Here is a 26451-nt window from a genome sequence, read left to right on the forward strand (position 1 = left end):
CGGGATCGGTATCGGAGTCCGGTGACTCCGCCCGTGTGATGAGTCGAGAGTGGAATCGGCCGCTATACGCGGCCTATACGGTCTCTGATCCCACCAGCCAGCCCAGCTGCGCGGCGCGCAGTCCCGCCTGGAATCGGCTGCGGGCGCCGAGCCGGCTCATCAGCTCGGCGGTGATACGGCGTCCGGTGCGCACGGACACGCCGAGTTTGCGGGCGACGACCTCGTCGGTGAGGCCCTCGCCGAGCAGCCGCAGCACGGCCTGTTCCTGCGGGGTGAGTTCGTTGCCCTCGCGGTCGTGCTGGGGTCTGCTCCCGGTGAACGGGATGGCGCTCTCCCACACGTGCTCGAAGAGCTCGCAGAGCGCGGCGATGATGCCCCGGCCGTGCAGCACGAGGGCGCCGGCGGCGGACTCGTCGGGATCGATCGGCAGCACGGCGTGGGCACGGTCGAACAGCAGCATCCGGGTGGGCAGGGAGGCGGTGGTGCGTACGTTGTCGCCGTGCGAGTGCAGCCAGCGCAGATGCTCCACCGTCGCCGGGTCGTTGTGGACGCTGTCCAGGTAGACGGTGCGCATCGCCACGCCGCGCTTCGCCAGGTCCTCGGTCAGCGGCTGGCTCGCCCGGCGGCTGGCCTCCGTCTGCGGCCCGCCCGTCGCGAAGGTGAGCAGGTCCGACGTGCATTCCTGCGTCAATTCCTCGATCCGGGAAAGGATTTCCTCGATTCCGGTGAGCCGCTCGATGGTGGTGCTGCGCATTTCATGCTGGGCCGCGGTGTAGTCGTCGATGAACCGTGTCACCTCCAACCGGGCATCGGCCAGCTGCTTCTGCCGCTCCAGAAGGTCATTCTCCTGCCGTGTGAGAATCGACTGGAGCGCGATCTCCGGATTCACGGCCCGAAGTTTTCCAGGGTTGTCCCAGGAAGGCTTGACGAGGGAGAGCCGGACGCATTCTTCGAGGGCGGAACGGACCAGTTCGGGCTCCCATCCGAGGGAGGCCGCCAGGTCGTCCAGGCTGAAGTGCGCTCGCTTGAGCGTGGATCGGTAGACCTCGGACACATGGGTGGCCAGGCCCAACGGATCCAGCATCTGTGTTCCTCCCTCGCGATCACAAGCTGCCTGTCGCACATTATGTGTAGAAACGAAAAGTCTGTGCAACGAACTTGTGACCGAACCTGGGGGAACAGTGAGGGCCCGCTCCGGAGGAGCGGGCCCTCTTTACCTTTTGTGGCGATTTCTTATCTATTATCCCCAGATCGGATCCTTCTCGGCGCCCGTGATCCCCGCGCCCCAGATCGGGTCCGCTGACTCGGTCTCCGTCACGGTCGAGTTCGCTGCGGACGGGACCACGGCCGGCGCGCTCGTGGCGCCCACGGTAATCGTGACGGCGAGGGTCAGCGTGGCGATAGCGGCGCGCAGCAGGATCTTGCTCATTGAGATAATTCCCCCTTGAAAGACTGACTCTTCGAATTTCCGACCGGCCCTCGCCGTTCGGTGATTCGATTCTTTCGGGGTGCGTGACGGATCGCTATAGAAGACAAATGCAGGGAGTTGCGCTGGCAGGGTACTGACAGCGGAATTGCGTGCACCGCTTTATCCGTGAAGCGCTCGCGTATGCGAGGAGAGCGCCTGCTGACCTGGCTCTTTTCTGCGGGCCGGTGGCCGGAATCATTCGCTCCGTGCACAGACTCGCCCGCCCGGGCCCGCCGGCCCGACGATGCTCCGCGGACCGCTGTGGTGGAGGAGGTGCAGCATGATGCCACCGCCTCGGAGGCCGCACTGAGATCTCTGTTCGGAGGAGGTGTCGAGCCGCTGCCGGACAGGTGACCTACCGACGGGATCCTCGGCGGGTCATGGTCAAAGGCGCGGCGACGCACGCGGCGGCGAGGAGGATGCCGAAGCCGACGGTCAGGGCGGTGGTGTAGCCGTGGACGGAGGCCGCGGTCGGCGAGGCGGCACGTGCTGAGGCCAGGTAGGACGCCGTGGCACTGGCCGCGACGGTGTTGAGCAGCGCGGTGCCGAGTGCGGCTCCCAGTTGCTGGGAGGCGTTGTAGGCGGCCGACGCGGCCCCGAGGTCGTGCCGGTCCATGTCCGCGGTGGCCAGAGCGGCGGTCGGGGGCATGACGCAGCCGAGGCCGAGCCCGGTGAGGACCAGGGCGGGTGCCAGGTAGAGCGGCAGGACGTGCGTGCTCTGCGCTGTCAGGCGGGTCAGGGCGAGCATCCCGGCGGCCGCCGCGAGCAGCCCCGGCAGGATCAGCGTCGCGGGCGCGACGCGTCCGTGCAGTCTGCCGGCGATGAAGGTGGAGCCGACCAGGGTGGCCAGGGCGTTGATGATCAGCGTCAGTCCCGCCTGGACCGGTGAGTAGCCGAGGACGGTCTGCGTGTAGTAGCTGATGAACAGGTAGAAGCCGAACATCGCGACGAACATCAGGGTGATCGAGACGAGCGCACCCGCGCGGGCGCGGTGCAGAAGCACACGCATCGGCAACAACGGCCGGGGCGCGCGTACTTCCACGACGGCGAACACGGCCAGCAACAGCACACCACCGGCCAGCAGTCCGAGCACCTTCGGCGCGCCCCAGCCGAGCGGCTCGGCCTCACCGAAGGCGTAGACGACGGCGGCGAAGCCGGCGGTGCTGAGCAGCGCACCGGCCACGTCGAGCCGTCCCTCGCCCCGGACCGGCCGGTCCGCCGGCACGAGGGCCGCACCGAGCACGGCGCACACGGCGACGGGGACGTTGATGAACAGGCACCATCGCCAGCCGGCGTACTCGGTCAACAGCCCCCCTGCGACCAGGCCGAGGGCCGACCCGGCGGCACCGACCGCGGCGAACACACCGAACGCCCGACCGCGTTCACGCGGCTCGGTGAACGTGGTGGTCAACAGCGACAACGCCGCGGGCGCGAGCGCGGCGGCGAAGACCCCCTGCAGGGCCCGAGCCCCGAAGAACATCTCCGGACCCACGGCGGCCCCGCCCACCGCGGACGAGACGGCGAAGCCGACCAGCCCGACGACGAACGTACGCCGATGCCCCAGCGCACCGCTCACCCTCCCCCCGATCAGCAGCAGCCCGCCGAAGGCCAGCGCGTACGCGGTGACCGCCCACTGCCGATTCGCGTCGGACATACCGAGCGCGCTCTGTGCGGAGGGCAGCGCGATGTTCACGATCGTCCCGTCCAGCACCACGAGCAACTGGGCCGCACTCACCGCCAACAACGTCCACCAACGCCGCCGCGCCGGGGCGCCGCGGTCCTCAAGGGCGGGCCGCTCCGTCACGGATGCTTCGATGTCTCCATTTCCGGCATTCATGACTTCAAGTGTTTCGTTGAAGCAGGCCCGGAGACTTTTCCTCACCTCGGGCGGACAACCCAGGCCCGACAGCCTGACAACCCTCAAGTCCCCCCCAGGGCGAGGGACACGAGAATGGCTCCCCGGTCGATGACGTGCGGCAGTCCAGGAAAGAAGGCAAAGAACGCGAGCGTCGCGACAAGCCCCACGAGGAACGCGACGATCCCTGACCGGCGCCGCCGTGTCTCATATGAGCACTTGGGGCAACCGAGTCCTGAGGCCGCCAACGTTCACGACAGCCCAGATCCCGGCAGCCTCCAGGTCGACGGAGCGGCCGTGAGTTGCCGTTACGCGGGGCGGCGTGTGGTCGCCGCCTTTCTCGTCACCCCGTACGCCCCGCCCCCGCCGTGACTTCACAGAACGCACACAAAGCATGGCCAAAACTTTAGATTTCAAGCGCTACGCTCACCGGCACGCAGTGGCCGACGGCGCCCCCCGCCCCGGCCGCTCGCTCCCCCCACACAGGCACAGGAGACTCGGTGTGCATGACGGCGACGTAGTGGTGATCGGTGGTGGATACGCGGGCGTTCGTCTGGCGAAACGGCTGGACGGGACGGCGCGGGTCACGCTGGTGGACCGAAAGGAAATCTTCTTCCATCGCATCGCCTCCCTGCGCGCCGGCGTGCGCCCGGAGTGGACGGTGACCCCCTTCATCCCGTACGACCGGCTGCTGCGCAACGGACGTGTGGCCGTGGGCAAGGCGGTCCGTATCGACACCGCCGAGCGGCAGGTGGTGCTGGCCACGGGCGAACGGCTCCCGTATGACGTGGTGGTGATCGCCACCGGCGCCGACTATCCCGAACCGGCCCGTTTCACCGGCACCACCACCGAGGAAGCGGCCAAGACGTTCGCCGCACACCAGCAGAAGATCGCCGCCGCCGAGCACGTCCTCGTCGTCGGCGGCGGCCCCTCCGGCGTCGAGCTCAGCGCCGAGATCCGCCTGGCCCGGCCCGACGCCCGGGTCACGCTCGCCCACGACGGACCGACCCTGCTCCACGCCACGGGCAGCGGGCGGGCCGGGACCAAGGCCCGCTCCTGGCTGGAGTCCCACGGCGTGGAGGTCCGGCTCGACTCCTTCATGTCCCCCGGCAACGACTTCGGTACCTATCGCGACGCCCGCGGCGACATCATCGACGCCGACCTCTCCTTCTGGGCGACGGGCACCACCCCCAACACGCTCTGGCTGCGGCTGGCCGGGCACGGCGACTGGCTGAACGCGGCCGGGCACATCAAGGTCGACCGCACGTTGCGGGTCGAGGGGAAACTGGACGTGTTCGCGGTCGGCGACGTGAACGACGCCACCGAGCTCAAGATCACCCCCGCCGCGCTCGCCCAGGCGGACCTCGCCGCCCACAACATCCGCGTCTACCTGCAGAATTCCGGCAGGCACCGCAAGGAGCCCCGTTTCTACCGGCCGATCCACCGCACCCCGATCATCGTGCCGTTCGGCTCGGCCGACGGAGTGACCGTCGTGCCCGTGCCGGGCGGGGAGACAGCGGTCCTCGGCGGCCGCACCAGCACCCTGGTCAAGGCGAAGACCCTCATGACCCCGTACATGAGGCGTCAACTCGGATACACGGCGGCCTGAGGCACCGTTGAGCCGGAAGTGGCCGGTGCGCCAGTGTGTACGTCCATGGACCGTGACTGGAGCACCTCCTTCCGTCCGACGCGTCGTCAACTCCTCGCCACCGCAGGCGCCTTACCGCTTGTGGGCGCGGCAGCGGCACCCGCGGCCCCGGCGGCCGCACGCCCCCGCACCGGCGCCCTCTCCCTCACCTTCACCCGGGCCACCAACGGCTCGGCGACCCTCGCCCCCGCCGGCGACCACCTGGTCGCCGAGGTGCAGAGCGTCCTGTGGTCCCTGCCCCGCACGGGCGGCACGGCCCGCCCCCTGACCCCGGCGGACCTCGAACCCAACCGCCCCACGCACGCCCCGGACGGCGCCCTCATCGCCTTCTGCGCCTACCGCGGCGGCGGCTTCCACCTCTGGACCGTGCGCCCCGACGGCTCCGGCCTGCGGCAGCGCACCGACGGCCCCTGGGACGACCGCGGCCCGGCCTGGTCCCCCGACGGCACCCGCCTCGCCTTCGCCTCCGAACGCGGCGGAGACCCCGTCGACGGCAGCCCCTACCGCGTCCACGTCCTCGACCTGCGCACCGGCCGGATCATCCGCGTCACCGGCCTCCCCGACCAGGACGGCCCCTTGCAGGACGGCCCGTGGGAGGACTACGACCCCACCTGGTCACCGGACGGCACCCGTGTCCTGTTCGTCCGCGCGAAGACCGTCACCACACCGCAGGGCGTGAGCCTGGAAGCCCGCACGATCGCCGCCGTCCCCGCCGACGGCACCGGCCCGGTCACCGTCCGGCACACCGAGACCGAGGCCGCGCAGGTCATGACCCCCGCCCTCGCCCCCGACGGCAGCCTGGCGTACCTGCGCACCACGGCCTCCCCGAACGGCTCCTGCACCCTCGTCGTGGACGGCCGTCCCGTCCCGGTCACCGGGATCACCGGGGCCACCGGGGCCACCGGGGCCACCGGAGACATTGCCCCGGTGCCCCCGCGCTGGACCCCGGCGGGCGAGCTGCTCCTGACGGTCGACGGCGCCTTCACCCTCGTACGACCGGACAGACCCGACGACCACCCGGAGACCATCCCCTTCGAGGGTGCGCTGCCCGTGCGTCGGCCGCGGTACGAGACCAAGGAGTACGACCTCTCGGACGCCCGGGCCCGCCCGGTGCGCGGCATCCACCTGCCCGCGCTCTCACCCGACGGCCGGCAGATCGCCTTCGTGGCGCTCAACTCGCTCTGGCTGGCGAGCAGTTCGGGTGGCCGCCCGACGCGACTGCGCAGGTCGGCGCCCACCCGGTACCTCCTCGCGCCCGCCTGGGCACCCGACGGCCGCTCGCTCCTCTACGCCGACGACCGCGACGGGCTCCTCGGCGTGTACCGGCACGATCTCGCCACCGGTGAGGAGACCGCGCTCGCGACCGGCGGACGCGTCTTCCCGGCGCTGTCGCCCGACGGGCAGCGTCTCGCCTGCCTCGACCTGACCGGACAACTCCTCGTCCGCGACCTGGCGTCCGGCGAGGAACGCGTCCCGGCCGCGCCCCTGGGCGCCGGCGGACTGCCCGGCCGCCCCAGCTGGTCGCCCGACGGCCGCCACCTCGCCCTCTGCGACCGCAACCGCCTCAACTCCCGCTTCCGGGAGGGCTACAACGTCATCCGGATCGTCGACACCACGACCGGCACCGACCGCCTCCACACGGTGGCGCCCCATACCTCGATCGCCGACCGGTACGACTCCGGGCCCGTCTGGTCACCCGACGGCCGCTGGATGGCGGTGATCGTCGAGTCGGCGCTGTGCCTGCTGCCCGTCGCCCCCGACGGAACCCCGCGCGGCGACCTGCGCACCCTCGTCAGCACCGAACCGGCCGACCACCCCTCGTGGTCCGGCGACTCCCGCACCCTGCTCCATCTCTCCGGCACCCGCCTGCGCCTCGTCGACATCGACGGCGGCCCCGCCCGTACCGTCCGCGTCCCCCTCGACGCCTCCAGACCCACCCCCGCCGACGTGGTGGTGCACGCCGGCCGCCTGTGGGACGGCACGGGCGAGACGGTCCGCGACGACGCCGACATCGTCGTACGCCACGGACGCGTCACGGCGGTGGAACCCCACCGCGCGACCCGACGGCCCACCCTCCGCCGCATCGACGCCTCGGCGCACACCGTCCTCCCCGGCCTGTGGGACACCCACACCCACCCCTGGCAGAGCACCTACGGCGGCCGCCAGACCGCCGGCCAGCTCACCTACGGCATCACCACGGCCGTCTCCCTCGGCGGGTTCGCGTACGAGCAGGCCCGCATCCGTGAGGCGGTGGCCACCGGACAGCTCGCCGGACCCCGCCTGCTGACCACTGGCGAACTCCTCGACGGGGCACGCGTGGCGTACAGCATGGGCCGCGCCCACGGGACCCGGCAGGGCCTGCGCCGCTCGCTGGAGCGGGGCGCCGCGCTGGACTGGGACTTCGTCAAGACGTACGTCCGGGCGCCGGGCTGGGTCATGGAGGAGGCCGCCCGTTTCGCCCATGAACGCCTGGGCGTCCGGACCGGAGGCCACCTGCTCTCACCCGGAGTCCAACTCGGCCAGGACGTGACGACCCACCTCCAGGCCACGCAGCGCGCCGAGTTCGGCCACGCCATCACGGCCACGGGCCGCGCGTACCAGGACGTGGTGGAGATCTACGCCGCCCGCGGCGTGGACTTCTCCCTGATCGCCACCCCGTTCACCTCCGCATCTCTCCTCGGCGCGGACCCGGCCCTCGCCGAGGACCCCCGCGTCACCGTGGTGATGCCCCCCTGGGACGCGGCCGCTGTCCAGCAGGCCGCCGGCACCCCACCCACACCCGCCCAACTCGCCGCACTGCGCACGGAGACGGACATCTACCGGCGCGTGCTGGCCGCCGGCGGCCTCGTCGCCCTCGGCACGGACCAGCCCCTCGTCCCCGTCGGCCTCGCCCTCCACCTGGGCCTGCGTGCCCTGCACCGCGGCGGCCTGTCCCCGGCGCAGGCCCTGCGCACCGCGACCGTCCTGCCCGCCCGCCTCTTCGGCGTCGACCGCGACCTGGGCACCGTGGAGGAGGGCAGGCTCGCCGACCTGACGGTCGTCGACGGCGACCCCTTCACGGACTTCAGCACTCTCGTCCGTACGGTCTCGGTCCTCAGGGGCGGAGTGCCGTACACCACCGAGGAGTTGGTGGCCGCCTTCGAGCCGTCGGCCCGGCGTACGACGGCGGCCGAGGAGGACTGGCTCGGGGTGGGGCGGCTGATGCGGAGGGACGGTTGCTGTGACGGGCATGAGAGCTAGGGCCCTTCTGTAAAAAGACCTCCAAGAGTCCGCGAATGGCTTTCGGCGATTTCGGTGAACGGGCCGCCGGTCGCCGAAAGCAAAGTGGGGCGCAGGGGCGCGTACGGGGGCGCAAGAGGGCGCACTCTCTCGTGGATTGATGACGCACGGCGCAGCCTTGGCCCTTGGGCGGCCTCTCATGCATGATTGGTGCGGCGCACATCTCCTCGGCGACGACTGGCCGTGACGGCCGCGGAGGTACCCCATGGGGATACCCAGACCCGTTCATCTGGTCTTTGTGCATGGCCTTTTCGGGGATGCCGGTACGTGGAGCGTCTTCAAGAGGCGTATTGCCGCGGACCGGACGCTCAAGGGGCGAGTCGTCGTGCACTGCTTTGAGTACAACTCGCCCAAGTTGCGTCTGCGGCCGGACCGCCGGATCTCCGAAATCAACGACATCGCGGACCAGTTGGGGACCTGGCTGAAAACGCGCTGTGCCGACGGTGCGCCGATCGTGCTGGCCACGCACAGTCAGGGCGGGCTGGTCGTCCAGCGGTTCCTCGCCCGCAAGCTGGCCGACGCCTTGGGCCGTGAGCTCGCGCAGATCAAGCGCATCGTGATGTACGGGCGCCCCAACAGCGGCTCGGGATTCTTTCTCTTTCTCAGGAAGTTTCTCTGGTTCTGGAACCATCCCCAGGAGCGGGAACTGCGTCCGATCAGCAATCGGCATGTACAGGAGGCGCGGGCGCGAGTCATCAAGTCCGTGGTGCATGCCCGCACGGTCAGTGAGACGGAATGCCCAATTCCTATATATGCGTACGGAGGGGCGACCGACAACGTCGTACTCGCTGTTGACGCGAAAACGGGCTTCACCGACGGTGGCGTCGTCGAGGGAGACCATTTCACCATCGTCGAGCCCGCCAACAGGAAGGCGCAGTCCTACCATGTGCTGAAAGCCGCGATCGAAGGCGCGGCCGAGTCTTCCCAGGAGCCTCTCTTACCTCAGGAGCCCCCGAAATCCCTTGAATCGGCCGACGACGAGCAGGGGCCCTACTCCGTCACCCTGCCGTTCAAGGACGGCACGCTCCATGGCCAGGACCGAAGGGGCATCGTCTCCGCGATCCTCTCGGCCGGGCACGACGAACGTGTCCATGTCCTGGCGGGACCCGGGGGCCGCGGAAAGAGCCGGATGGCCCTGGAAGCCGCGTATCTCGCGCGTGAGCGGGGGCGGCACGTGTGGTGGGTCCGGGCCGACCGGCTGAGTCAGAGCATGCTGGAGGTCGCCCGGCTCGTCGGCATACCCGCCAGCATCACCGATGCCACCTGGCGTGGCAACGGCAGTCAGACGGACCTGATCTGGAGCTACCTCAACACGATGGAGGAACCGTGGCTGCTGGTCTTCGACAACGTCGAAGAGCCGCGGCAGCTCGGGCCGGGCGGCGGAGCGGTCTCGGACGGCACCGGCTGGCTGCGAGCCCCCACGGCCCCGGACGGGCTGGTGATCGTCACCGGCAGGGACCGGAGCCGACAGGTCTGGGGCCGCTGGAGCCGCGTACACGACGTACCGCTGCTCGATGAACGGGACAGCGCGTCGCTGCTCATGGAGCGTGCCGGGCGGCAGTGCGGAACGATGGAGCAGGCGCGCCTGCTGGCACGCCAGCTGGGCGGCATCCCCCTCGCCCTGGTGGCCGCCGCCGACTACATCAGGGAGGTCGCCGAGTCGGGAGTGTCGCTCGACGGTACGGAAGCCAAGGACTTCGAGAGCTACGGTGAGGCCCTTCGACGGCTCTTCGACTCCCCGGCGGGCACCCGGAGCGAGCAGACCGGCGAACTGCTCGGGCTGGAGAAGGTCGGGCACGTCTACCGCATGTCCCTGCGGCTTCTGGAACAGCGCGGGCTTCACCAGGCGGCGCCCTTGCTGAAAGCGCTCGCCTGTCTGAGCAACACTCCGATACCCCTGCGCCTCATGGTGCGCGGTGACGCCCTGGAACGGTCCCCGCTCTTCGCGGGCTCGACGTCCGAGCAGCGCCGCAAAGCGCTCTCGGGGCTGGAGAATCTCGGCCTGGTCGAGGTGGCACCGGTGCACGAGACCAGCGACCCGTATCTGTCACAGGTGCTGTCGCTGCATCCGGTGGTCCGGGGCATCTTCCGCGACGACGAGGACGTCAGGCGCCGGCACGCCGAGTACTACGGGCTCAACGTGCGGATGCTGCTCGACGCGGTGCGGGACCGGGACCCGGACCAGCCACGCAGTTGGCAGACGTGGGCCACCGTCGCACCGCACTGCACCGAGGTCACGCGGGCCCTCCTCCACCGCCGTACCACCGGCGAGCGGGCCGTGCCGACAGGAGACCAGGACCTGATCGCACGCGCTCTGGAGCTCGCTCGGCTCACCACCCGCTATCTCCTGGTGGCGAGCCTGCTCAGGGAGGCCCGTGAACTGCTGCTGCCGATCATCGCCGCGTGCGAGTCGCTGGGCTATCACTGCGACGACCGGGAGATCCTCGCGCTGCGCCACGAGAAAGGCCGTATCTCGCTGGAATACGGCGAACACCAGGAGGCGGAGGAGGAACTGCGCAGGGTCGTCGCGGGACGCGCCGTCGTCCTGGGCGAGAAGCACTCCGACACGCTCGCCAGCCGTCACAAGCTGGCCCGGGCCATCCTGGAGCAGAACAGGTGGGCCGAGGCGGAGCAGGTGCTGCGCGCGGTCGTGGAGGACGAGCGGCAGAACCCCGAGCGTGGACCGGAACACTCGGACACGCTCGTCGTCTGGCACAGCCTGGCGCGGACGGTCATGTTGCAGGGGCGCGTCACAGAGGCGGAGACGGACCTCCGGGAGATCCTGCGCGTCCGGCTGGCCACGGGAGAGCCCAGCACGCCGGAGACCCTGCATGTGCGGGAGACGCTGGCCCGCTGTCTGCTGGAGCAGGAACGGGACGAGGATGCGGAGCGGGAGATCCGGGGCGCACTGGAGTGCGCCGAGCGGTCCGTCGACTCCCACCCGGTCCTACGTCTGCGGTATCAACTCGGCCTCGCACTGCTGATGCAACTGCGCGTATCGGAGACAGTGGAGTTGCTCACCGCGCTGCTCGGAGATCAACGCATAGTACTCGGCGAGGACCACCCGGAAGTGCGACTGACCAGCGATCTGCTGAACAAAACATTGAAAGACTTGTAAAGTCCGGCGCGAATTCGTCGAAAACCAGGGCCCGTTGACCTCTTGCGCGTAGCATCTGCAGCCTCCACTCTCTGAGTGGAGGCGATTACACAGAGACACCGATGCCGATCCGGACCGGCACCTTGGGGGGATCAGACCATGCCACTCCCGGACGAACACGCGGACGAGCCGTTACGGCAAGGGGATGAGCCGGAAATGGGGGAGAGCGACGGAACATCACGGCTGGAGATCGCGCGGAGAATCGCGCGGGAGGCCCTGGCCGCCGATCGTCAGGTGCTGGAGCTCAGCGCGGCGACGGCGTTCCGGGACTTCAGCCACGCCCGGCCGGTCTGACGGACCAAGTCGTCAGGCGGCTCTCTCGCTCAGGTGGTGCACCGGCCCGGCGATCCAAGGCTCAGGAGATTCGGGGGCTTCAGAATGCGTACTGCCGATTTACCCGTTGGTTCACCGACCGCTCCGCATGACAGCTTCTTCCACGTCACCACCTCGTCCACTTTCACCCGCGGGGACATCATCGATCTCGCGGCCGGACGGTGTGCGGCCGTACGCGTGCCCGAATTCGTGCCGAGGGCCGTGTGCGAGGAGATCCTGCACGCCCTGGAGAGCGCCCCGTTCGATTCCTACGGCAGGCAACGCGTCCAGCCTCCGGTGATGCGGTTCGGCGTCGGCGTCAGCGACCATCGCGCGAAAGGCGCGGTCGCCGACGAATACTGGCCCGCCGTCGAGGCCGGCCGCCGTGCCTGGCAGGGGCTCGGACTCCCGTACGACCCCTTCGAGAAATGCCGGGAAGCGCTGGCCGTGGACTGGCCGGGGACGGTGGCGGTGGGGCGCCGTGGCGGGCGGGAGATGGCACCCGGAGTCGCCCGCGAGCCGAACGACGGCTTCCAGGTCCACTTCGACGACGCCCTGCGCGAGTTCGAGGGCGACCTGCTCGACGCCCCCTTGGTGGCGCAGTTCGCGTTCAACCTGTACCTCAGTGTGCCGGAGGTCGGGGGAGAGACCGTCATCTGGCGACACCGCTGGCATCCGCGTGACGAGGCCTTCCGGCTGCCGCGGTCCTACGGCTATGCCGAGGCAGTGGTGAGCGACGCCGAATCGGTCGAGATCAAACCCGCGGTGGCGGAGGCGCTGCTGCTCGACCCGCGAAACTTCCACGCGGTGCGGGCGGGCCGGGGCGCACGGCGTATCGCGCTGGGGTTCTCCATGGGGCTCACCGCGACCGGGGAGCTGCTCACCTGGGGGTGAGCCGGACGCGGCGCGACCGGATCAAAGGGACGCGGAACCCATGTGCGACGGTAGCTTTGACGGGCTGTTCGGCTCCCGTTACGGTCACCCGATGCAGGTTCTCCGATACACAGCGTTCACCACCGACCCGGTCGGCGGCAATCCCGCCGGAGTGGTCCTCGACGCCACCGGAGCCGACGAGGCGACGATGCTGGCGACGGCCGCGGACATCGGCTACTCCGAGACGGCGTTCCTGGTGCCGCCGGAGGAAGGCGGGGGAGACGGGGAAGGCGGGGGAGACAGGGACAAGGCCGAATTCGGCATCCGGTACTTCAGCCCGCGCGCGGAGGTGCCGTTCTGCGGACACGCCACCATCGCCACGGCGGTCGCCCACGCCGAACGCCATGGTGTCGGCACGCTGCGGCTGCGCACCAAAGCGGGCCCGGTCACCGTCACCACCCGCACCATGGAGGACGGTCCGGTGGCCGCGACGCTGGTGAGCGTCGCCCCGCGTACGGCGCCGATTCCCGGCCCCGTACTGGACGAACTGCTCGCCGCTCTGCGCTGGTCGGCCGACGAACTGGACCCCGTCCTGCCGCCACGCGCGGCATACGGCGGCGCCTGGCACCCGATCATCGCCGCCGCCGGCCGCGAACGGCTGGCCGACCTGGACTACGACTTCGACGCTCTCGCCGAGCTGATGGCCCGGGAGGGCTGGGTCACCGTCGACCTCGTCCAGCGGGAGTCCCCGACGGTGTACCACGCGCGAAACCCCTTCCCGCCGGGCGGAGTCGTCGAGGATCCCGCTACGGGCGCGGCGGCCGCCGCGTTCGGCGGATATCTGCGGGAACTGGGACTGGTGACCCCGCCCACAAGCCTGACGGTTCATCAGGGGGACGACATGGGACGGCCCAGCACCATCACCGTGTCGGTGCCGGCGGAGCCGGGCAGCGGCATCGGGGTCTCGGGAAGTGCCGTGCCGCTCTAGGCCCTCCCAGGCCTTCGCCGGGTGCCGCTGCCGTCAGCCGCTGACCTCGACGACGATCTCGATCTCGACAGGCGAGCCGAGCGGCAGGTCGGCGACCCCGACGACGCTGCGCGCATGCCGCCCCGCCTCGCCGAAGACGGAGACGAAGAGGTCGCTCGCTCCGTCGACCACCCCGGGCTGACCGGTGAAGCCGGGTGCGGAGGCGACGTACCCCGTCACCTTCACCACCCGTACGACGCTGTCCAGACCCACGACCGAGTCCACGGCGGCGAGCGCGGCCAGAGCGCACCGCTTGCTCAACTCCTTCGCGCCCGCCGGCGTGACAGCGGCCCCCACCCTGCCCGTGGCGACGAGCTCGCCGTCCTCCATGGGCACCTGGCCCGCGACATACACATGGCTGCCACTGCGAAGTGCCGGGATGTACGCACCCTTAGGGGGGCTTACTCCGGGAAGCCGGAGGCCGAGTTCGTCGAGTCGGGCGCGCGGACCTGCAGTCAACGACATGGGCCGATGTTAGGGCTTGAATCGGTTTGGGCGCGCGCTGCGGGCGTCAGGCCTCGAAGCGGCGGCGGGCGGCCTCGATGTCACCGAGGTAGGTGTGGGTCCAGTCGCACATTCCGTCGACGGTTGCGCGCAGGCCCTGGCCCGGCTCGGTGAGGGGTGTACTCGACCCGGGGCGGCACCGTGGGGTGCACAGTGCGTTCGACCAAGCCGTTGCGCTCCAGCATGCGCAGGTTCTGGGTCAGCATCTTGTGGCTGATGCCTTCGATCTCGTTCCGCAGTTCGCTGAAGCGCAGTGTGCGTGCGCCGAGGGTCTCGATGATCAGGAACGCCCACTTGTTGGCGATGTCGGAGAAGATCTCCCGCGCCAGGGAATCCGCGCGCCTCAGGTCCGCTGCCTCGGGTGAGCCCTTGAACTGCTTGGTCACCATCAGGTTCCCCCGTCACCGAAAAGTGCGTTCTTCCACGTCAGCGGTCACTCTCCTACGGTTTCCGAGTAACCACAAGAGAGCGAGAGCGCCTTGGTCGCATGTCCTACGGGCGCTCAGGACAGGGAGGCAGGCAGCATGGCCCTCACTTTGGTGAACCCGAGCGGATTGCCCGAGACCGATGTCTACCGGCAGGTGTCTGTCGCTGCCGGGTCGAAGCTGGTCTTCGTCGCGGGGCAGGTGGCCTGGGATGCCGAGGGGGTCACGGTCGGCGAAGGCGACCTCGCCGCTCAGGTCGAGCAGTGCTACCTCAACATCGGCACCGCCCTGGCCGAGGTCGGCGGCTCCTTCGACGACGTGGCGAAACTGACCGTCTACGTCGTCGACTGGGCCCCCGACAAGATGCCCCCGCTCCTGGAGGGCATCTCCCGAGCCGCCGCGAAGCTGGGGGTCACCCCGGTTCCGCCGGCCACGCTGATAGGCGTTGCGGCACTGGACGTCCCCGAGCATCTGGTCGAGATCGAAGCCACCGCGATCCTCGACTGATGCTCTTCGCCCACTGAGGCAACGGGCCACGCTGACGCTCAGGAGCAGTGCGAGAGCTTGGCCGCGGCGTGCTTGCTTTCCGGAACTGGGCGACTACCCGCGGGAGCAGGAGTACCGCCGCCCTGATGCCGCTCGGCCCGTGGCTCAGCCTGGGGCCACGGGCGTGATGTGGCTCAGCACGCACAGCCAGCGACCGTCTCGTTTCACGAACACGTCAGTCGTCCACTCGTCCGCGTCGTAACGCGTGCCTTGGTAGTGGGCCGTGTTCGTCACGCGCCCGGTGAGAACCGCCGCGTCGTTGTAGACGCGAACCCTGGGTTGCGTCACGAGGTCCATCGCCGAGTGGGTCAGCTCCCCGGACTCGACGAGGGAGAGGAACTCCTCCTTCGTGGCGACGCCCGACTCGGAAACGATCACCCACTCGTCGGCCATGAAGCCGGCGATACGCACGGGGTCATTGGCGACGATCGAAGCAGCCCAGTCCTTCGCCAGGCCGATCAATCGAGCGTCTGCCGCTTCTTCGCCCGGCGCCCGCGGGTCCGAATCAGGTTCTTCGTCCACGTCCCGACCGTAACCGCGCCGAGCCGGCTCGGCGAGCGCGGCGAAGGCAACACTCGCCGGGCTGTGCCCCAGCCGCATGCCGATGGCCACTCTGAGCATCACGGTCGGCCAGTAGGCTCACGTCTATGGATGCGTTCTTACCGTTCCTGATCTTGGGCGGTGGCCTTGCCGCAGTCCTGGGTTTCTTCACTTGGCTGGCATCTCCAGAGCGGGGAACATTCCGGTCAGAGCGGAGCACAGCCGGTTGTTCTGGGTCAGCATTTTGTGGCTGATGCCTTCGATCTCGTTCCGCAGTTCGCTGAAGCGCAGTGTGCGTTCGCCGAGGGTCTCGATGATCAGGAACGCCCGCCGGCCACGCTGGCACACCCTCTGGTGCCGGGCTACGCGTGTCGGATGACGTTGTAGATCGTCTGGGAGGTGGGTGCCGGGTGCGGGGTGTTGTGCCAGCCGATCTCCTCGGCGCGTTTCTCGATGGCCTCTCGTGCAGCTCGGGCTGCGGCCTCGTCCTCAAAGAAGGCGATAGACAGTCCCCTGCCAGTTGCGGGATCGATGAGGTGATACGCACCGTGGACGCCGGACACGGTAGCCGCGGTTGCGCGAGCATGCCCAGGACCTGCTGAGACTCGGCCCCAAGTGAGCGCGTGCCGCGCACCGGGCTGGGGGAGGAGACCTGCCGCTGAGCGGTCCCACGGCGACTGCAGGGTCCAGCATGCTGCCCGCCGCTCACCGCCCTTGTTCCAGGTACTCCTTCAAATGCTCCAGATCGCTGCCGACGAGCCGTTCGATCGCGTTGGCCTGGGCGAACCCCTTCGGCCCGCCGAACGCTTCCCTGATCGTGCCGGGGTCGTACTCGAGCCGTGCCTGGACCCGGGTGTGGTTCTGGTCGAGCGGCTGCAGCGAGAAGGAACCCGTCAGCTCCGGGGCACCCGTGGTGTGCCACTCCATCACGCGTTCGTCCTCGTGGTCGGAGACCTCGGCCTCGATCTCCCGGGCCCGGCCGCCGGCCTCGACGTCCAGGTGCGCTCGGCGCCCCGCCTCCGTACGGGCGTCGCGTACGCCTTCCACGAAGCGTGGATAGTCCTCCATCCGGTGAAGGCTGTCCCAGGCCTTGGCGATCGGGACTCCGACGTCGACGTGTTTCTCGAGGGTGCTCATGGCTCACCTCCACGCTCGGCTCACGAGCATGGTCTTCTGCATGCATGGCCTTCTGCTTCCAGTGTGCGCCCGGCACGACGGGCCCAGGCGGCCGTGGCTTGATTCCGTTGGAGTGATTGACCGTGTTCCGCCAGGTCGCGATGCTGAAACAGCAGGCACACCAGTAATGATCTGTTCGGTCCTGAACCCCCACGCAGGAAGGCAGGAACAGACATGCAGGAGATCCGGGAGAACCACAGGATCCAGAACAGCAAAGAGACGCCCGACCAGCCGTCACCCACCCCCACCGACCAGACGACCTGGCAGTCACCCGAGTACGAGGTCGTCGAGACCGCGCTCGAAGTGACGGCGTACGCGCTGGCCACGCGGTAACCCCGCCGCCGTGCTGCTGCAGGTGCTCGGCACCGCGGCGGGCGGCGGACTGCCCCAGTGGAACTGCGCGTGTCCCGGCTGCGCCGGGGCACGCGTCCATCCGGAGCGGCGCCGCCGCCACGCGTCCCTCGCCGTACGGGCGGACGCCGGCCGCTGGTACATCGTCAACGCCACCCCCGACCTCGGGGACCAGATCGAAGACACTCCCGCGCTGCATCCGGGCCCCGGCGCCCGGCAGACCCCGGTCGCGGGCGTCGTCCTCACCGACGCCGAACTCGATCACACCCTCGGCGTGGCCCGGCTGCGCGAGGCGGACGCCGTGGAGCTGGTCGCCACCGCCCCGGTGCGCGAGGCGCTGCTCACCGGCCCGCGCCTCGGAGCCGTACTCGGGCCGTACACGGAGCTGCGCTGGCGGGAGCTGGGCACGGCCGCCCCGCTGCCGCTCGGGCCGGAACTGGAGGCCGCCGCCGTGCCCGTCGCCGCCAAACGACCCCGGTACGCGGTGGGGACGGGCGACGACGACCCGCGCTGGGTGATCGCCCTGGTGCTCCGCGAACCGGCCACGGGAAGGTCCCTCCTCTACGCCCCCGCCCTCGCCGCCTGGCCGGACGCCCTGCACGAGGCCGCCGAGGCCGCCGACTGCGTCGTCGTCGACGGCACCTTCTGGGACGAGGACGAGCCCGTGCGCACCGGGATCTCCAGCAGGACGGCCGGCGGGATGGGGCATCTGCCGGTCGACGGGCCCACCGGCACCGCGCGCCGTCTGGCCGGGCTGCGCGCCCGCTGCCTGTACACGCATCTCAACAACACCAATCCCCTCACCGACCCGGACGACGACCGGCACAAACAGCTGGCCGACCGGGGACTCGAGGTCGCCGCCGACGGAATGGTCATCGAGCTGTGACGACAACAACCCCCGTGCCGGGCAACCTGGTTGACGGTCCGTGGAGCTCTGCCGCATTCGAGGAGCGGTTGCGGGACGTCGCCACCACCCGCTACCACGACCGCCACCCGTTCAACGTACGGATGCACGAAGGCACCCTGGCCCCGGCCGAGCTGCGCCGCTGGATCACCAACCGCTTCCACTACCAGCGGCACATCCCCGTCAAGGACGCCCTGATCCTGGCCAAGTTCGAGGACCCGGCGCTGCGCCGCACGTGGCTGCGCAGGATCGTCGACCACGACGGCGTACGGGAGGGGGAGGGCGGCATCGAGCGCTGGCTGCGGCTCGGCGAGGCCGCCGGACTCGACCGGGAGCTGCTGTGGTCGGCCGAGGACGTGCTGCCCGGGGTGCGGCTCGCGGTCGACGGGTACGTCAACTTCTGTCGGCTCAGGTCCCCGCTGGAGGCCGTCGCCGCCTCCCTCACCGAGCTGTCCGCCCCCGGGCTGATGCGCACCCGCATCGCCGCGTTCGAGTACCACTACCCGTGGATCGAGGCCGAGGGGCTCGCCTACTTCCGTACCCGCGTGGGGCAGGGCGGGCGGGACAGCGCCGAGGCGCTCGACCTCGTCAAGCGGTGGGCCCGTACCCGAGAGGAGCAGGAACGGGCCGTCGCCGCGCTCACCTTCAAGTGCGAGGTGCTGTGGTCGCTGCTCGACGCCGTCGACGGGGCGGAGACGCCATGACCGGCGGCGCGGGCGGCAGCGACTGGAACCCGGCGCTGAGCCGGTCCGTCCTGCTCCGCCACGACCGGGTGCGCGGCACCGATCTGCTGGTCATGCCGGAACGCGTGGTCGTGCTGCGCGGCAGCGCGGGGGAAGTCCTCAGGCTCTGCGACGGCGAACACGCGCTGGGGGCGATCGTCGCTGAGCTGGCCGAGCGCTTTCCCGGCGCGCCCGTCGCCACCGAGGTCCCGCGGTTCCTGGGACGGCTGCGGGAGGAGGGCTGGATCCGATGACCGCGGCCCCCGCCGTGCCTGTTGCCCCACCCTGGGCGCTGCTCGCGGAACTCACCCACGGCTGCCCCTTGCACTGCGCCTACTGCTCCAACCCCGTGGATCTCATCCGCCGGTCCGCCGAACTCCGTACCGACGAGTGGGCCGACGTCATGCGTCAGGCCGGTGAGCTGGGCGTCGTCCACACACACCTCTCCGGCGGGGAACCGCTGCTGCGGCGCGACCTGCCCGAGATCGTCGGCGCCGCCGACGCGGCGGGCGTCTACACCCAACTCGTCACCAGCGGCGTCGGCCTGACCCGGGAGCGGCTGACCGGCCTCACCGACCGCGGGCTGCGCAGCGTCCAGCTGTCCGTGCAGCACGCCGAACCCGCCGCCTCCGACCGGATCGCCGGGCACCGCTCCTTCGCCGCCAAGCGGAAGGCCGCGGCCCTGGTCCGGGAGGCGGGACTGCCGCTGGGCCTGAACGCCGTACTCCACCGGGACAATCTGGACGCGCTCGACGCCCTCCTCGATCTGGCGCTGGACTGGGGAGCCGAGCGGATCGAGCTGGCGAACACCCAGTTCTACGGATGGGCCCTGCTCAACCGGGACCGGCTGCTGCCCGGCAGGGAGCAGGTCGACCGGGCGCGGGCCGTCGTCGAGGCCCGGCGGGAGCGGCTGGCCGGGCGCATGGACGTGGTGTGGGTGGTGCCCGACCACGTCGACGGGGTCGCCAAGCCCTGCATGGGCGGCTGGGGCGCCGTCTCGCTGACCGTGGCCCCCGACGGCACGGTGCTGCCCTGCCCGGCCGCCGCCACCCTGCCGGGGCTCGACGCCCCGAACGTCAGGGACCGCTCCCTGGAGTGGGCCTGGCACCACTCGCCCGCGTTCCACCGCTACCGGGGCACCGACTGGATGGCCGAGCCCTGCCGATCCTGCCCCCAGCGGGAGGCCGATCTCGGCGGCTGCCGCTGCCAGGCGTACGCGCTCACGGGCGACGCCTCCCGCACCGATCCCGTGTGCCGGCTGTCCCCCGACCACGGTCTGGTACAGGCGCTCGTCGACGGCCCTCGCCCCGACCCGGGCCTGCCGACGACACTCCGTTCCTTCCGTTCCCTTCCCCAACCCCCCACATGGAGGACCGATGCGAAAGATCGGCAAGCGCAGGACCCGTAGAACGCTGACCGCGGGTACGGCCCTGTCCCTGGCAGGGCTCTTACTGGCCGGTGCCACCGGAGCCGGCTCCGCACAGGCCGACACCGCCACCCCCACCGCGGCCGACGGAGTACCGACCTCCGTCACCACCCTCACCACCGGCCTGACCATCCCCTGGGGCGTCGACTGGCTCCCCGACGGCTCCCACGCCCTGGTCACCGAGCGCGACGACTTCCGGGTCTGGAAGGTCACCCAGGACGGCACGAAGACCCAGGTCGGGACCGTCCCCAACAGCCAGACCACCAACGGCGAGGGCGGACTCATGGGCGTCGCCGTCGACCCCGACTGGGCCACCAACCGCTACGTGTACTTCATGCACACCGCCGCCGAAGGCAACCGCATCGCCCGCATGACGTACGACGGCACCTCGCTCGGCGGCTACAAGGTGATCCTCCAGGGCATCAGAAAGGCCACGTACCACAACGGCGGACGGCTCGCCTTCGGCCCCGACGGCTATCTGTACGCCACGACCGGCGACGCCCAGAACACCGCCCTCGCCCAGGACCGGAACTCCCTCAACGGCAAGATCCTGCGCCTGACCACCGCCGGGGAGCCGGCCCCCGGCAACCCCTTCGGCAACCACGTCTACAGCCTCGGCCACCGCAATCCGCAGGGGCTCGCCTTCGACCGCAACGGGCGGCTGTGGGAGGCGGAGTTCGGCAACACCAGGTTCGACGAACTGAACCTGATCAAGCCCGGCGCCAACTACGGCTGGCCCACCTGCGAGGGCACCTGCTCGGTCGCCGGGATGACCAACCCGAAGAAGACCTGGACCACCGGCGAGGCCTCGCCCAGCGCCATCGCCATCGCCGACAACGTCGTCTACATGGCCGCACAGCGCGGCCAGCGCCTGTGGCGTGTCCCCATCGAGGGCGACACGGAGAACGTGGGCACGGCGACGGCGTACTACGTCGGCACATACGGCCGACTCCGTACGGTGGTGAAGGTGCCCGGCCGCGACCAGCTGTGGCTGACGACCACTAACGCCGACGCCCCCGGAGGACAGCCGGACGGCGCGGACCGTGTCCTCCGGGTGACCCTCGGCCCCGCTGCCGTCGGCTCCGTTACCGCAGGGCGGCAAGGCCCCTCTGCAGTTCGTCGAGGTTCATGACCGGCTCGAACGTGACCTCGGCACCCATCTCCTGGAAGAACGGATCGGCGATGGAGGGCAACTCGGAGCTGTCCTTCATGTCGAACACGAGGATCATGGAGCGCCCGCCCTCAGGCGTGAAGTAGGCGGCCTCCGGCTTCAGCCGCTCGATGGCCGACTTCACCGAGTCGGGCATCGCGCCGCCCTTCGTCACCTGATTCGACATCTGGGTGTCCATACGAGCCTTCATCATCATCCGCATCGCACGCTCTCCTCACGCACCGCGACCTGCGCGGTTCCGCCCGCGCCAGCTGGGATCCGGTGCATCGCGCTCAGCGTCACCTCCGCTGATCACCGCGGCAACATCTGGTACGCCCTACGGAGGCCATCGCGACACCGGGAACAACCGAGGGCGGCGTCCCGTGGCCCGGACGCCGCCCTCGGATGTCAGGTACCGCGCCCGTCAGCCCTGGCGGGCAGTCACGGCGGAGAAGTCGGCGCCGGGGAAGCCGGAGGCGTGGCCGCTGATGCTGACCGTGGCCCCGCTCACCGGGGTGCCGGACGCCTCGTCGGTCACCTTGCCGGTGAGGGTGACCACCGGGGTGTCCGGGCCGGGCGGCAGGGAGAAGTCCTCGTCGGGCCGGGTGTCGTCGCCCGAGAGGGCGGCGGCGAACCAGCCCATGCCCCGCTGGGCGAAGACCTTCCAGATGCGATCGTGGGCACGCCCGCCGTTGACCACGGTGTCGGCCTGCAGGATGGCGTTGCGCTGGTCGAGGAAGGTCGGGTTCGCGGGCGACAGCTCCATCGCCCGGGTCACCAGCGACTCGGTGAGCCTGCTGCCGAGTGCGGTGCGCAGGTCCCAGAGCGTCTCCCCCCAGATCTCGCCGTCGGCGTGCACCTGCGGCCGTCGGCGATCTTCCCGTAGTCGCCGTAGGTGTAGCCGCCCGGTCCGGCCTCCTTCGTTCCGGGGCACCTGGCCGACGTGGAGCCGACCGAGCGGTCCATCGCCTGGGAACGCGCCGGCAGTTCGTCGCTCCAGCCCGGCGGGTCGAGCGTCACCTCGCCGTCGGTGCGCGGGCTGTCCTTCAGTACGCCCCGGTTGTTGAGGAAGTCGAGGGCGTACCAGTCGCTCCATCCTTCGCCCATGGCCGCTGACTGCTGGCTGTTGAGGGTCGAGACGCCGTCGGCGTCGACGACGAGCCGGTTGGACAGACCGTGGGTGTACTCGTGGTAGACGGTGGCGGCGTCATCGCCCCAGTTGCCCTGCAGAACGTCGTAGCCGGGCCCGGAGCCGGTCAGGTACATCTGCATCGTGGGCGGCTGCCCGTCCGGCGGTGTGCCCATGTTGGCGTTGTTGAGGTGGTCGTCGTCGGGCAGCCCGTCCTTCATGGCCGCGCCGTCGTCCGTCTGCGCCAGTACGGCGTCGCCGTCCCGGCCGTCGAAGTTGCCCGCGGCCCGGGTGAAGCCGATCGGACCGGCCTTCAAGTGGTCGTGGAAGGTGCCGAGGCAACGGTGAAGTGCTGCGTACCGACGGGCCGTTCGCGGAGACGAAGGAGTTCGTCGGCGGGTTCGACGTGCTGGAGTGCGACAGCCTGGACGAGGCCGTGGCGGTGGCCGCCCGGTATCCGTGAGCGGCCGACGGGTCCGTCGATCGAAACTCTCGACGGTGGTGTCGAGCAGACCGGAGGCGACCGACTCGCAGTGGCACATCACCAACGCGGTGACGCTGCCCAGCCGTTGTCCGACCTCGTCGAAGACGCGTGCCGGGGTGTCCGCATCGGCGAGGTCCGCCTCGACCGCCGTGTTGGACGCACCGTGTTCGGTCAGGGCTTGGCTGATCGCTTCGGTCGCGCCGGGCTCCCTGCCCCAGGTCATGCGCTTGTCGTAGGGGGACCAGTAGGTGAAGGCGATGTCCCAGCCCGACGCGGCCAGCCGCTGGGCGAGGCCGGCGCCGATGCCGACAGTGCGGCCCACGCCGGTGACCAGGGCGAGTGGGCGGGCGGCGGGAGGGGTGCGGCCGGGGGGACTGGTCTTGATCGCTGCTCGTCGTCACGGTTTGCGACCGTCCATGACCGGTGGTGGAGCGTCAATCGCTTTTCCCACGACGAGAGTTGGCCCGGATCAAGCCCTCTGCAGTGCCGGAGCGGACCGCTCCCCGGACCCCCGGACGATCAGACGGGTGGGCACCGTGATGGTGCGGGCCCGGGTGCGGTCGCCGTCCAGGCGGGACAGGGCCGTGGTCGCTGCGGTTCTGCCGATTTCCTCGGGGTCCTGGGCGACGACGGTCAGGGCTGGTTCGAGTGCCTCGGCGAGCGACACGTCGTCGAAGGCGACGACGGCCACGTCCTTGCGCTTGCTGCGGGCGAGTTCGGCGACGGATCCCAGCGCCATGATGTTGTTGCCGGCGAAGAGGGCCGTGGGCGGATCGGCCAGGTCGAGAAGCTTCGACGTCGCGGCCTCGGCGCCCTGTTGGTCGTGTGCGCTGGCGACCAGCGAGCGATCGTAGGGGATGTCGGCTTCCTGCAGGGCCGCGCGGTAGCCGACGAGGCGTTCGCGGCGGGTGTACAGCTTGACGGGCAGGTCGCCGATGAAGCCGATGCGCCGGTGTCCGTGGGCGATCAGGTGGGCGACGCCCTCGTGGGCGCCCGCGCGGTTGGAGCTGACGACGCTGTCCGTGGCCAGGCCCACGCCCGGACGGTCGATGAAGACGACGGGCAGGCCCGTGGCGCGGTGGGTCTTGAGGTGGGAGTGGTCGGCGCCGACGGACGGCACGACCATCAGGATGCTGACGCGGCGGGCGAGGAACTTGTCCGTCAGCGCGCGTTCGCGGTCGGGGTCGTCCGCGGAGGAGCCCATGAGCAGGGTCAGACCGCGGTCGCGGACAGTGTCCTCGATGCTGCTGGCCACGGCTCCGAAGAAGGGGTTCGCGAGGTCCGGGATGACCAGTCCGATGGTGGTGTCCGGTCCGCCGACGCGGATGTTGCGTGCCATGAGGTTCGGCTGGAAGCCGAGCTTGGCCACGGCGGCGAGTACTTGTTCCCTGGTCCGGGCTGAGGCGGGTCCGTCCTCGTTGAGGACGCGGGAGACGGTCTTGGCGCTGACACCCACTTCTCGGGCGACGTCTGCCAGGGTCGGGCGGCGGTTCGCTGCCATGGAGGAACGGTCTCCTGTGCTCGTCGGTTCCGGCCGCGGCCTCGGCCGGAACCTGTGAGTGCTTCAGTTGGCCTGGACTCCCGCGGCCTTCGCGGCCTCGGAATCCGCTACGACAGTACCTCCGGCCTCATCGACGGTGAGTGCGCCGGTCATGATGGCGACGACCTCCGCCATGGAGTAGTCGGACGGCTTGATCACGGCTGCTCGCCGGCCCAGCCGGTGGACGTGGATCCGGTCGGCGATCTCGAAGACGTGCGGCATGTTGTGGCTGATCAGGACAACCGGCATGCCCTTGTCCCGGACGCGGCGGATGAGGTCCAGGACCTGACCGGACTCCTTGACACCGAGGGCGGCGGTGGGTTCGTCCATGACGACGACGCTGCGGGCCCAGGCGACGGAACGGGCGACCGCGACGGCCTGCCGCTGTCCGCCGGAGAGGGTCTCGACCGACTGCGTCAGCGAGCGCAGGCCGATCTTCAGATCGGCCATGTGCTCGGCGGCCTCCTCGCGCATCCGCTTCTTGTCCAGCATGCGGAAGACACTGCCGAGGACGCCGGGGCGACGCAGCTCGCGCCCGAGGAACATGTTCGAGGCGATGTCCATGGAGGCGGCCACGGCGAGGTCCTGATAGACCGTCTCGATGCCGTGGGCGCGCGCACTTTGCGGACCGGAGAAGGTGATGGGTTTGCCGTTGAGCCGTATCTCGCCCGCATCGGGAACCACCGCGCCGGTGAGGGCCTTGATGAGGCTGGTCTTGCCGGCTCCGTTGTCGCCGATGACGGCGAGGACCTCGCCCGGCAGCAGGTCGAAGTCGGCGCCGTCGATGGCGGTGACGTGGCCGTAGCGCTTGACCAGACCGCGGGCCTGCAGCACGGGGGTGGGGGAGGAGGTGGCAGTCATCGCGCCTTCTTCCGGGAGATCTGGTCGACGGTCACCGCGAGAATCACCAGGACACCGGTGATCAGGGTCTGGTAGATGGAGGCGACGCCCATCAGCTGCAGGCCGTTGCGGAAGACACCGACGATGAGCACGCCGATGAAGGTGCCCAGCACCGAACCGCGCCCGCCGAAGAGGCTGGTGCCGCCGAGGACCACGGCGGTGATGCTGTCGAGGTTGTCGGTCTGGCCGGCCTGGGGGTCGCCGACTCCGGTGCGGGAGATGAGCAGCAGGGCGGCGATGCCGTACAGGATGCCTGCCACGGTGTAGACGCCGATGGTCAGCCGGGAGGTGCGGATGCCGTTCAGCCGCGCCGCTTCCTGGCTGTTGCCCAGCGCGTAGACGTGCCGGCCCCAGCCGGTGCTGCTCAGCGCGTAGGCGAGGAGGAGGAACAGGGCGATGGTGACCAGTGAGCCGTAGGTGATGTCGGTGCGGCCGAGGGGGAAGGTCTGCCCGAGGGCCGTCAGCGGGCCGGGCAGGTTGGTGACCGTCTGCTCCTCGGAGTAGATGTGGGTCAGCGCGAACGCCACGTTGAGCATGCCGAGGGTGACGATGAACGGCGGCAGCGGGATCTTCTGCACCAACAGCCCGTTGAGCAGCCCGAAGCCGCCGCAGACGGCCAGGCCCAGAGCGATGGCGACGAGCGGGGGTACGGATCCCTCGGCGGCCATCCTGGCGATCACGATGCTGCCGAACGCCATCACGGCACCGCACGACAGGTCGATGCCCGCGGTGAGGATGATCAGGGTCTGTCCGATGGCGAGGGTGCCGACGACCATGACCTGCTGCACGATCAGCGAGAAGTTGCCGCCGGTGAGGAACTGGTCGGTCGAGAAGGAGAAGAAGGCACAGGCCAGGAGGAGGGCGACCAGCGGGCCGGTGGTCGGTGCCGTGAGCAGTCGGCGGGCCGTGGTCGGGGCTTTGAGCTCGGCGTACGGCGTGGTCGTGGCTGTCATGCGAAGTCCTTGTCGGAAGACAGAGGTCCTTGTCCGTCCCCGTCGGAGGACAAGGGAACGAGGGGGCGGCCGTCCCCCGGTC

At 70.1% G+C, this 26451-nt stretch carries 25 protein-coding genes and 3 pseudogenes; 13 read left to right on the forward strand and 15 right to left on the reverse strand.

What is annotated here, in order from left to right; translation table 11 throughout:
• Positions 1–73: 73 nt before the first annotated feature.
• The 3 genes from ABT063_RS06525 to ABT063_RS06535 form a co-directional block, all read right to left on the reverse strand.
• Positions 74–1084 carry a helix-turn-helix transcriptional regulator gene (locus ABT063_RS06525; protein WP_351056058.1) on the reverse strand — a complete coding sequence of 337 codons (1011 nt, stop codon included), beginning with the start codon at positions 1082–1084 and terminating at the stop codon, positions 74–76.
• A 156-nt stretch (positions 1085–1240) separates the two neighbouring features.
• The gene (locus ABT063_RS06530) at positions 1241–1429 is read right to left on the reverse strand and encodes a hypothetical protein (protein WP_351056059.1); all 189 of its coding nucleotides are present in this window, start codon (positions 1427–1429) and stop codon (positions 1241–1243) included.
• Between the two features lie 394 nt (positions 1430–1823).
• Entirely contained in the window at positions 1824–3305 is a 1482-nt protein-coding gene (locus ABT063_RS06535) for an MFS transporter (protein ID WP_351056060.1), read from the reverse strand.
• Between the two features lie 520 nt (positions 3306–3825).
• Between ABT063_RS06535 and ABT063_RS06540 the strand changes: the two genes are divergently transcribed.
• The 6 genes from ABT063_RS06540 to ABT063_RS06565 all read left to right on the forward strand — a co-directional run bounded on the left by ABT063_RS06540 (position 3826) and on the right by ABT063_RS06565 (position 13580).
• Complete coding sequence (locus tag ABT063_RS06540) at positions 3826–4932, forward strand: NAD(P)/FAD-dependent oxidoreductase (protein ID WP_351056061.1); 1107 nt, start codon at positions 3826–3828, stop codon at positions 4930–4932.
• A 45-nt stretch (positions 4933–4977) separates the two neighbouring features.
• Positions 4978–8211, forward strand: a complete 3234-nt coding sequence (locus ABT063_RS06545) for an amidohydrolase family protein (protein ID WP_351056062.1) — start codon at positions 4978–4980, stop codon at positions 8209–8211.
• A 244-nt stretch (positions 8212–8455) separates the two neighbouring features.
• The gene (locus ABT063_RS06550; RefSeq protein ID WP_351056063.1) at positions 8456–11368 is read left to right on the forward strand and encodes an alpha/beta hydrolase; all 2913 of its coding nucleotides are present in this window, start codon (positions 8456–8458) and stop codon (positions 11366–11368) included.
• 195 nt (positions 11369–11563) lie between these two features.
• Positions 11564–11701, forward strand: coding sequence for a hypothetical protein (locus ABT063_RS06555; protein ID WP_351056064.1), 138 nt, complete (start codon positions 11564–11566; stop codon positions 11699–11701).
• A gap of 84 nt (positions 11702–11785) precedes the next feature.
• Entirely contained in the window at positions 11786–12613 is an 828-nt protein-coding gene (locus ABT063_RS06560) for a 2OG-Fe(II) oxygenase family protein (RefSeq protein WP_351056065.1), read from the forward strand.
• Between the two features lie 91 nt (positions 12614–12704).
• Positions 12705–13580, forward strand: coding sequence for a PhzF family phenazine biosynthesis protein (locus tag ABT063_RS06565; protein ID WP_351056066.1), 876 nt, complete (start codon positions 12705–12707; stop codon positions 13578–13580).
• 33 nt (positions 13581–13613) lie between these two features.
• Here the strand turns inward: ABT063_RS06565 and ABT063_RS06570 are convergent, their stop codons facing one another.
• Both ABT063_RS06570 and ABT063_RS06575 read right to left on the reverse strand, forming a co-directional pair.
• Positions 13614–14084 (reverse strand): RidA family protein, encoded by a 471-nt coding sequence (locus ABT063_RS06570; RefSeq protein ID WP_351056067.1) that lies wholly within the window; start codon positions 14082–14084, stop codon positions 13614–13616.
• A gap of 46 nt (positions 14085–14130) precedes the next feature.
• A pseudogene (locus ABT063_RS06575) lies at positions 14131–14512 on the reverse strand (winged helix-turn-helix transcriptional regulator).
• Between the two features lie 135 nt (positions 14513–14647).
• Here ABT063_RS06575 and ABT063_RS06580 point away from each other — a divergent pair.
• Positions 14648–15055 (forward strand): RidA family protein, encoded by a 408-nt coding sequence (locus ABT063_RS06580; protein ID WP_351056068.1) that lies wholly within the window; start codon positions 14648–14650, stop codon positions 15053–15055.
• Positions 15056–15199: 144 nt separating this feature from the next.
• Here ABT063_RS06580 and ABT063_RS06585 read toward each other — a convergent pair whose 3' ends face one another.
• The 3 genes and pseudogenes from ABT063_RS06585 to ABT063_RS06595 form a co-directional block, all read right to left on the reverse strand.
• Positions 15200–15706 carry a nuclear transport factor 2 family protein gene (locus ABT063_RS06585; RefSeq protein ID WP_351056069.1) on the reverse strand — a complete coding sequence of 169 codons (507 nt, stop codon included), beginning with the start codon at positions 15704–15706 and terminating at the stop codon, positions 15200–15202.
• A gap of 147 nt (positions 15707–15853) precedes the next feature.
• Positions 15854–15961: pseudogene (locus ABT063_RS06590) on the reverse strand (winged helix-turn-helix transcriptional regulator); the annotation flags it as partial.
• Positions 15962–16339: 378 nt separating this feature from the next.
• The gene (locus ABT063_RS06595; RefSeq protein WP_351056070.1) at positions 16340–16771 is read right to left on the reverse strand and encodes an SRPBCC family protein; all 432 of its coding nucleotides are present in this window, start codon (positions 16769–16771) and stop codon (positions 16340–16342) included.
• A gap of 213 nt (positions 16772–16984) precedes the next feature.
• Here ABT063_RS06595 and pqqA point away from each other — a divergent pair, with 213 nt between their 5' ends.
• The 6 genes from pqqA to ABT063_RS06625 are packed head-to-tail and all read left to right on the forward strand — an operon-like array spanning position 16985 to position 21345.
• Complete coding sequence (gene pqqA, locus ABT063_RS06600) at positions 16985–17143, forward strand: pyrroloquinoline quinone precursor peptide PqqA (protein WP_502990757.1); 159 nt, start codon at positions 16985–16987, stop codon at positions 17141–17143.
• Positions 17144–17153: 10 nt separating this feature from the next.
• Positions 17154–18047, forward strand: coding sequence for a pyrroloquinoline quinone biosynthesis protein PqqB (gene pqqB, locus ABT063_RS06605; protein WP_351056071.1), 894 nt, complete (start codon positions 17154–17156; stop codon positions 18045–18047).
• Entirely contained in the window at positions 18044–18769 is a 726-nt protein-coding gene (gene pqqC / locus ABT063_RS06610) for a pyrroloquinoline-quinone synthase PqqC (RefSeq protein WP_502990758.1), read from the forward strand. Before pqqB ends, pqqC begins: the two co-directional genes overlap by 4 nt.
• Positions 18766–19041, forward strand: a complete 276-nt coding sequence (gene pqqD / locus ABT063_RS06615; protein ID WP_351056072.1) for a pyrroloquinoline quinone biosynthesis peptide chaperone PqqD — start codon at positions 18766–18768, stop codon at positions 19039–19041. Before pqqC ends, pqqD begins: the two co-directional genes overlap by 4 nt.
• Entirely contained in the window at positions 19038–20195 is a 1158-nt protein-coding gene (gene pqqE / locus ABT063_RS06620; protein ID WP_351056073.1) for a pyrroloquinoline quinone biosynthesis protein PqqE, read from the forward strand. Before pqqD ends, pqqE begins: the two co-directional genes overlap by 4 nt.
• Entirely contained in the window at positions 20164–21345 is a 1182-nt protein-coding gene (locus tag ABT063_RS06625; RefSeq protein ID WP_351056074.1) for a PQQ-dependent sugar dehydrogenase, read from the forward strand. The genes pqqE and ABT063_RS06625 overlap by 32 nt, the downstream gene beginning before the upstream one ends.
• Here ABT063_RS06625 and ABT063_RS06630 read toward each other — a convergent pair.
• The 7 genes and pseudogenes from ABT063_RS06630 to ABT063_RS06665 form a co-directional block, all read right to left on the reverse strand.
• Positions 21299–21586, reverse strand: coding sequence for a DUF3303 family protein (locus tag ABT063_RS06630; protein WP_351056075.1), 288 nt, complete (start codon positions 21584–21586; stop codon positions 21299–21301). The genes ABT063_RS06625 and ABT063_RS06630 overlap by 47 nt on opposite strands.
• Before the next feature lie 201 nt (positions 21587–21787).
• A complete protein-coding gene (locus ABT063_RS06635; RefSeq protein ID WP_502990759.1) occupies positions 21788–22141 on the reverse strand; it encodes a M36 family metallopeptidase in 354 nt (117 codons plus the stop codon).
• Positions 22138–22809 (reverse strand): M36 family metallopeptidase, encoded by a 672-nt coding sequence (locus tag ABT063_RS06640; protein ID WP_351056151.1) that lies wholly within the window; start codon positions 22807–22809, stop codon positions 22138–22140. The genes ABT063_RS06635 and ABT063_RS06640 overlap by 4 nt, the downstream gene beginning before the upstream one ends.
• A gap of 162 nt (positions 22810–22971) precedes the next feature.
• Positions 22972–23377 (reverse strand): annotated as a pseudogene (locus ABT063_RS06650) (SDR family oxidoreductase); the annotation flags it as partial.
• Between the two features lie 68 nt (positions 23378–23445).
• Positions 23446–24477, reverse strand: coding sequence for a LacI family DNA-binding transcriptional regulator (locus ABT063_RS06655; RefSeq protein WP_351056077.1), 1032 nt, complete (start codon positions 24475–24477; stop codon positions 23446–23448).
• Positions 24478–24540: 63 nt separating this feature from the next.
• On the reverse strand, positions 24541–25377 hold the full coding sequence (locus ABT063_RS06660; RefSeq protein ID WP_351056079.1) for an ATP-binding cassette domain-containing protein: 837 nt from the start codon (positions 25375–25377) through the stop codon (positions 24541–24543).
• The gene (locus ABT063_RS06665) at positions 25374–26369 is read right to left on the reverse strand and encodes an ABC transporter permease (RefSeq protein ID WP_351056080.1); all 996 of its coding nucleotides are present in this window, start codon (positions 26367–26369) and stop codon (positions 25374–25376) included. Before ABT063_RS06665 ends, ABT063_RS06660 begins: the two co-directional genes overlap by 4 nt.
• Between the last annotated feature and the right edge of the window lie 82 nt (positions 26370–26451).

It is taken from the genome of Streptomyces sp. NPDC002838 (genome assembly GCF_040295365.1).
Lineage (GTDB): Bacteria > Actinomycetota > Actinomycetes > Streptomycetales > Streptomycetaceae > Streptomyces.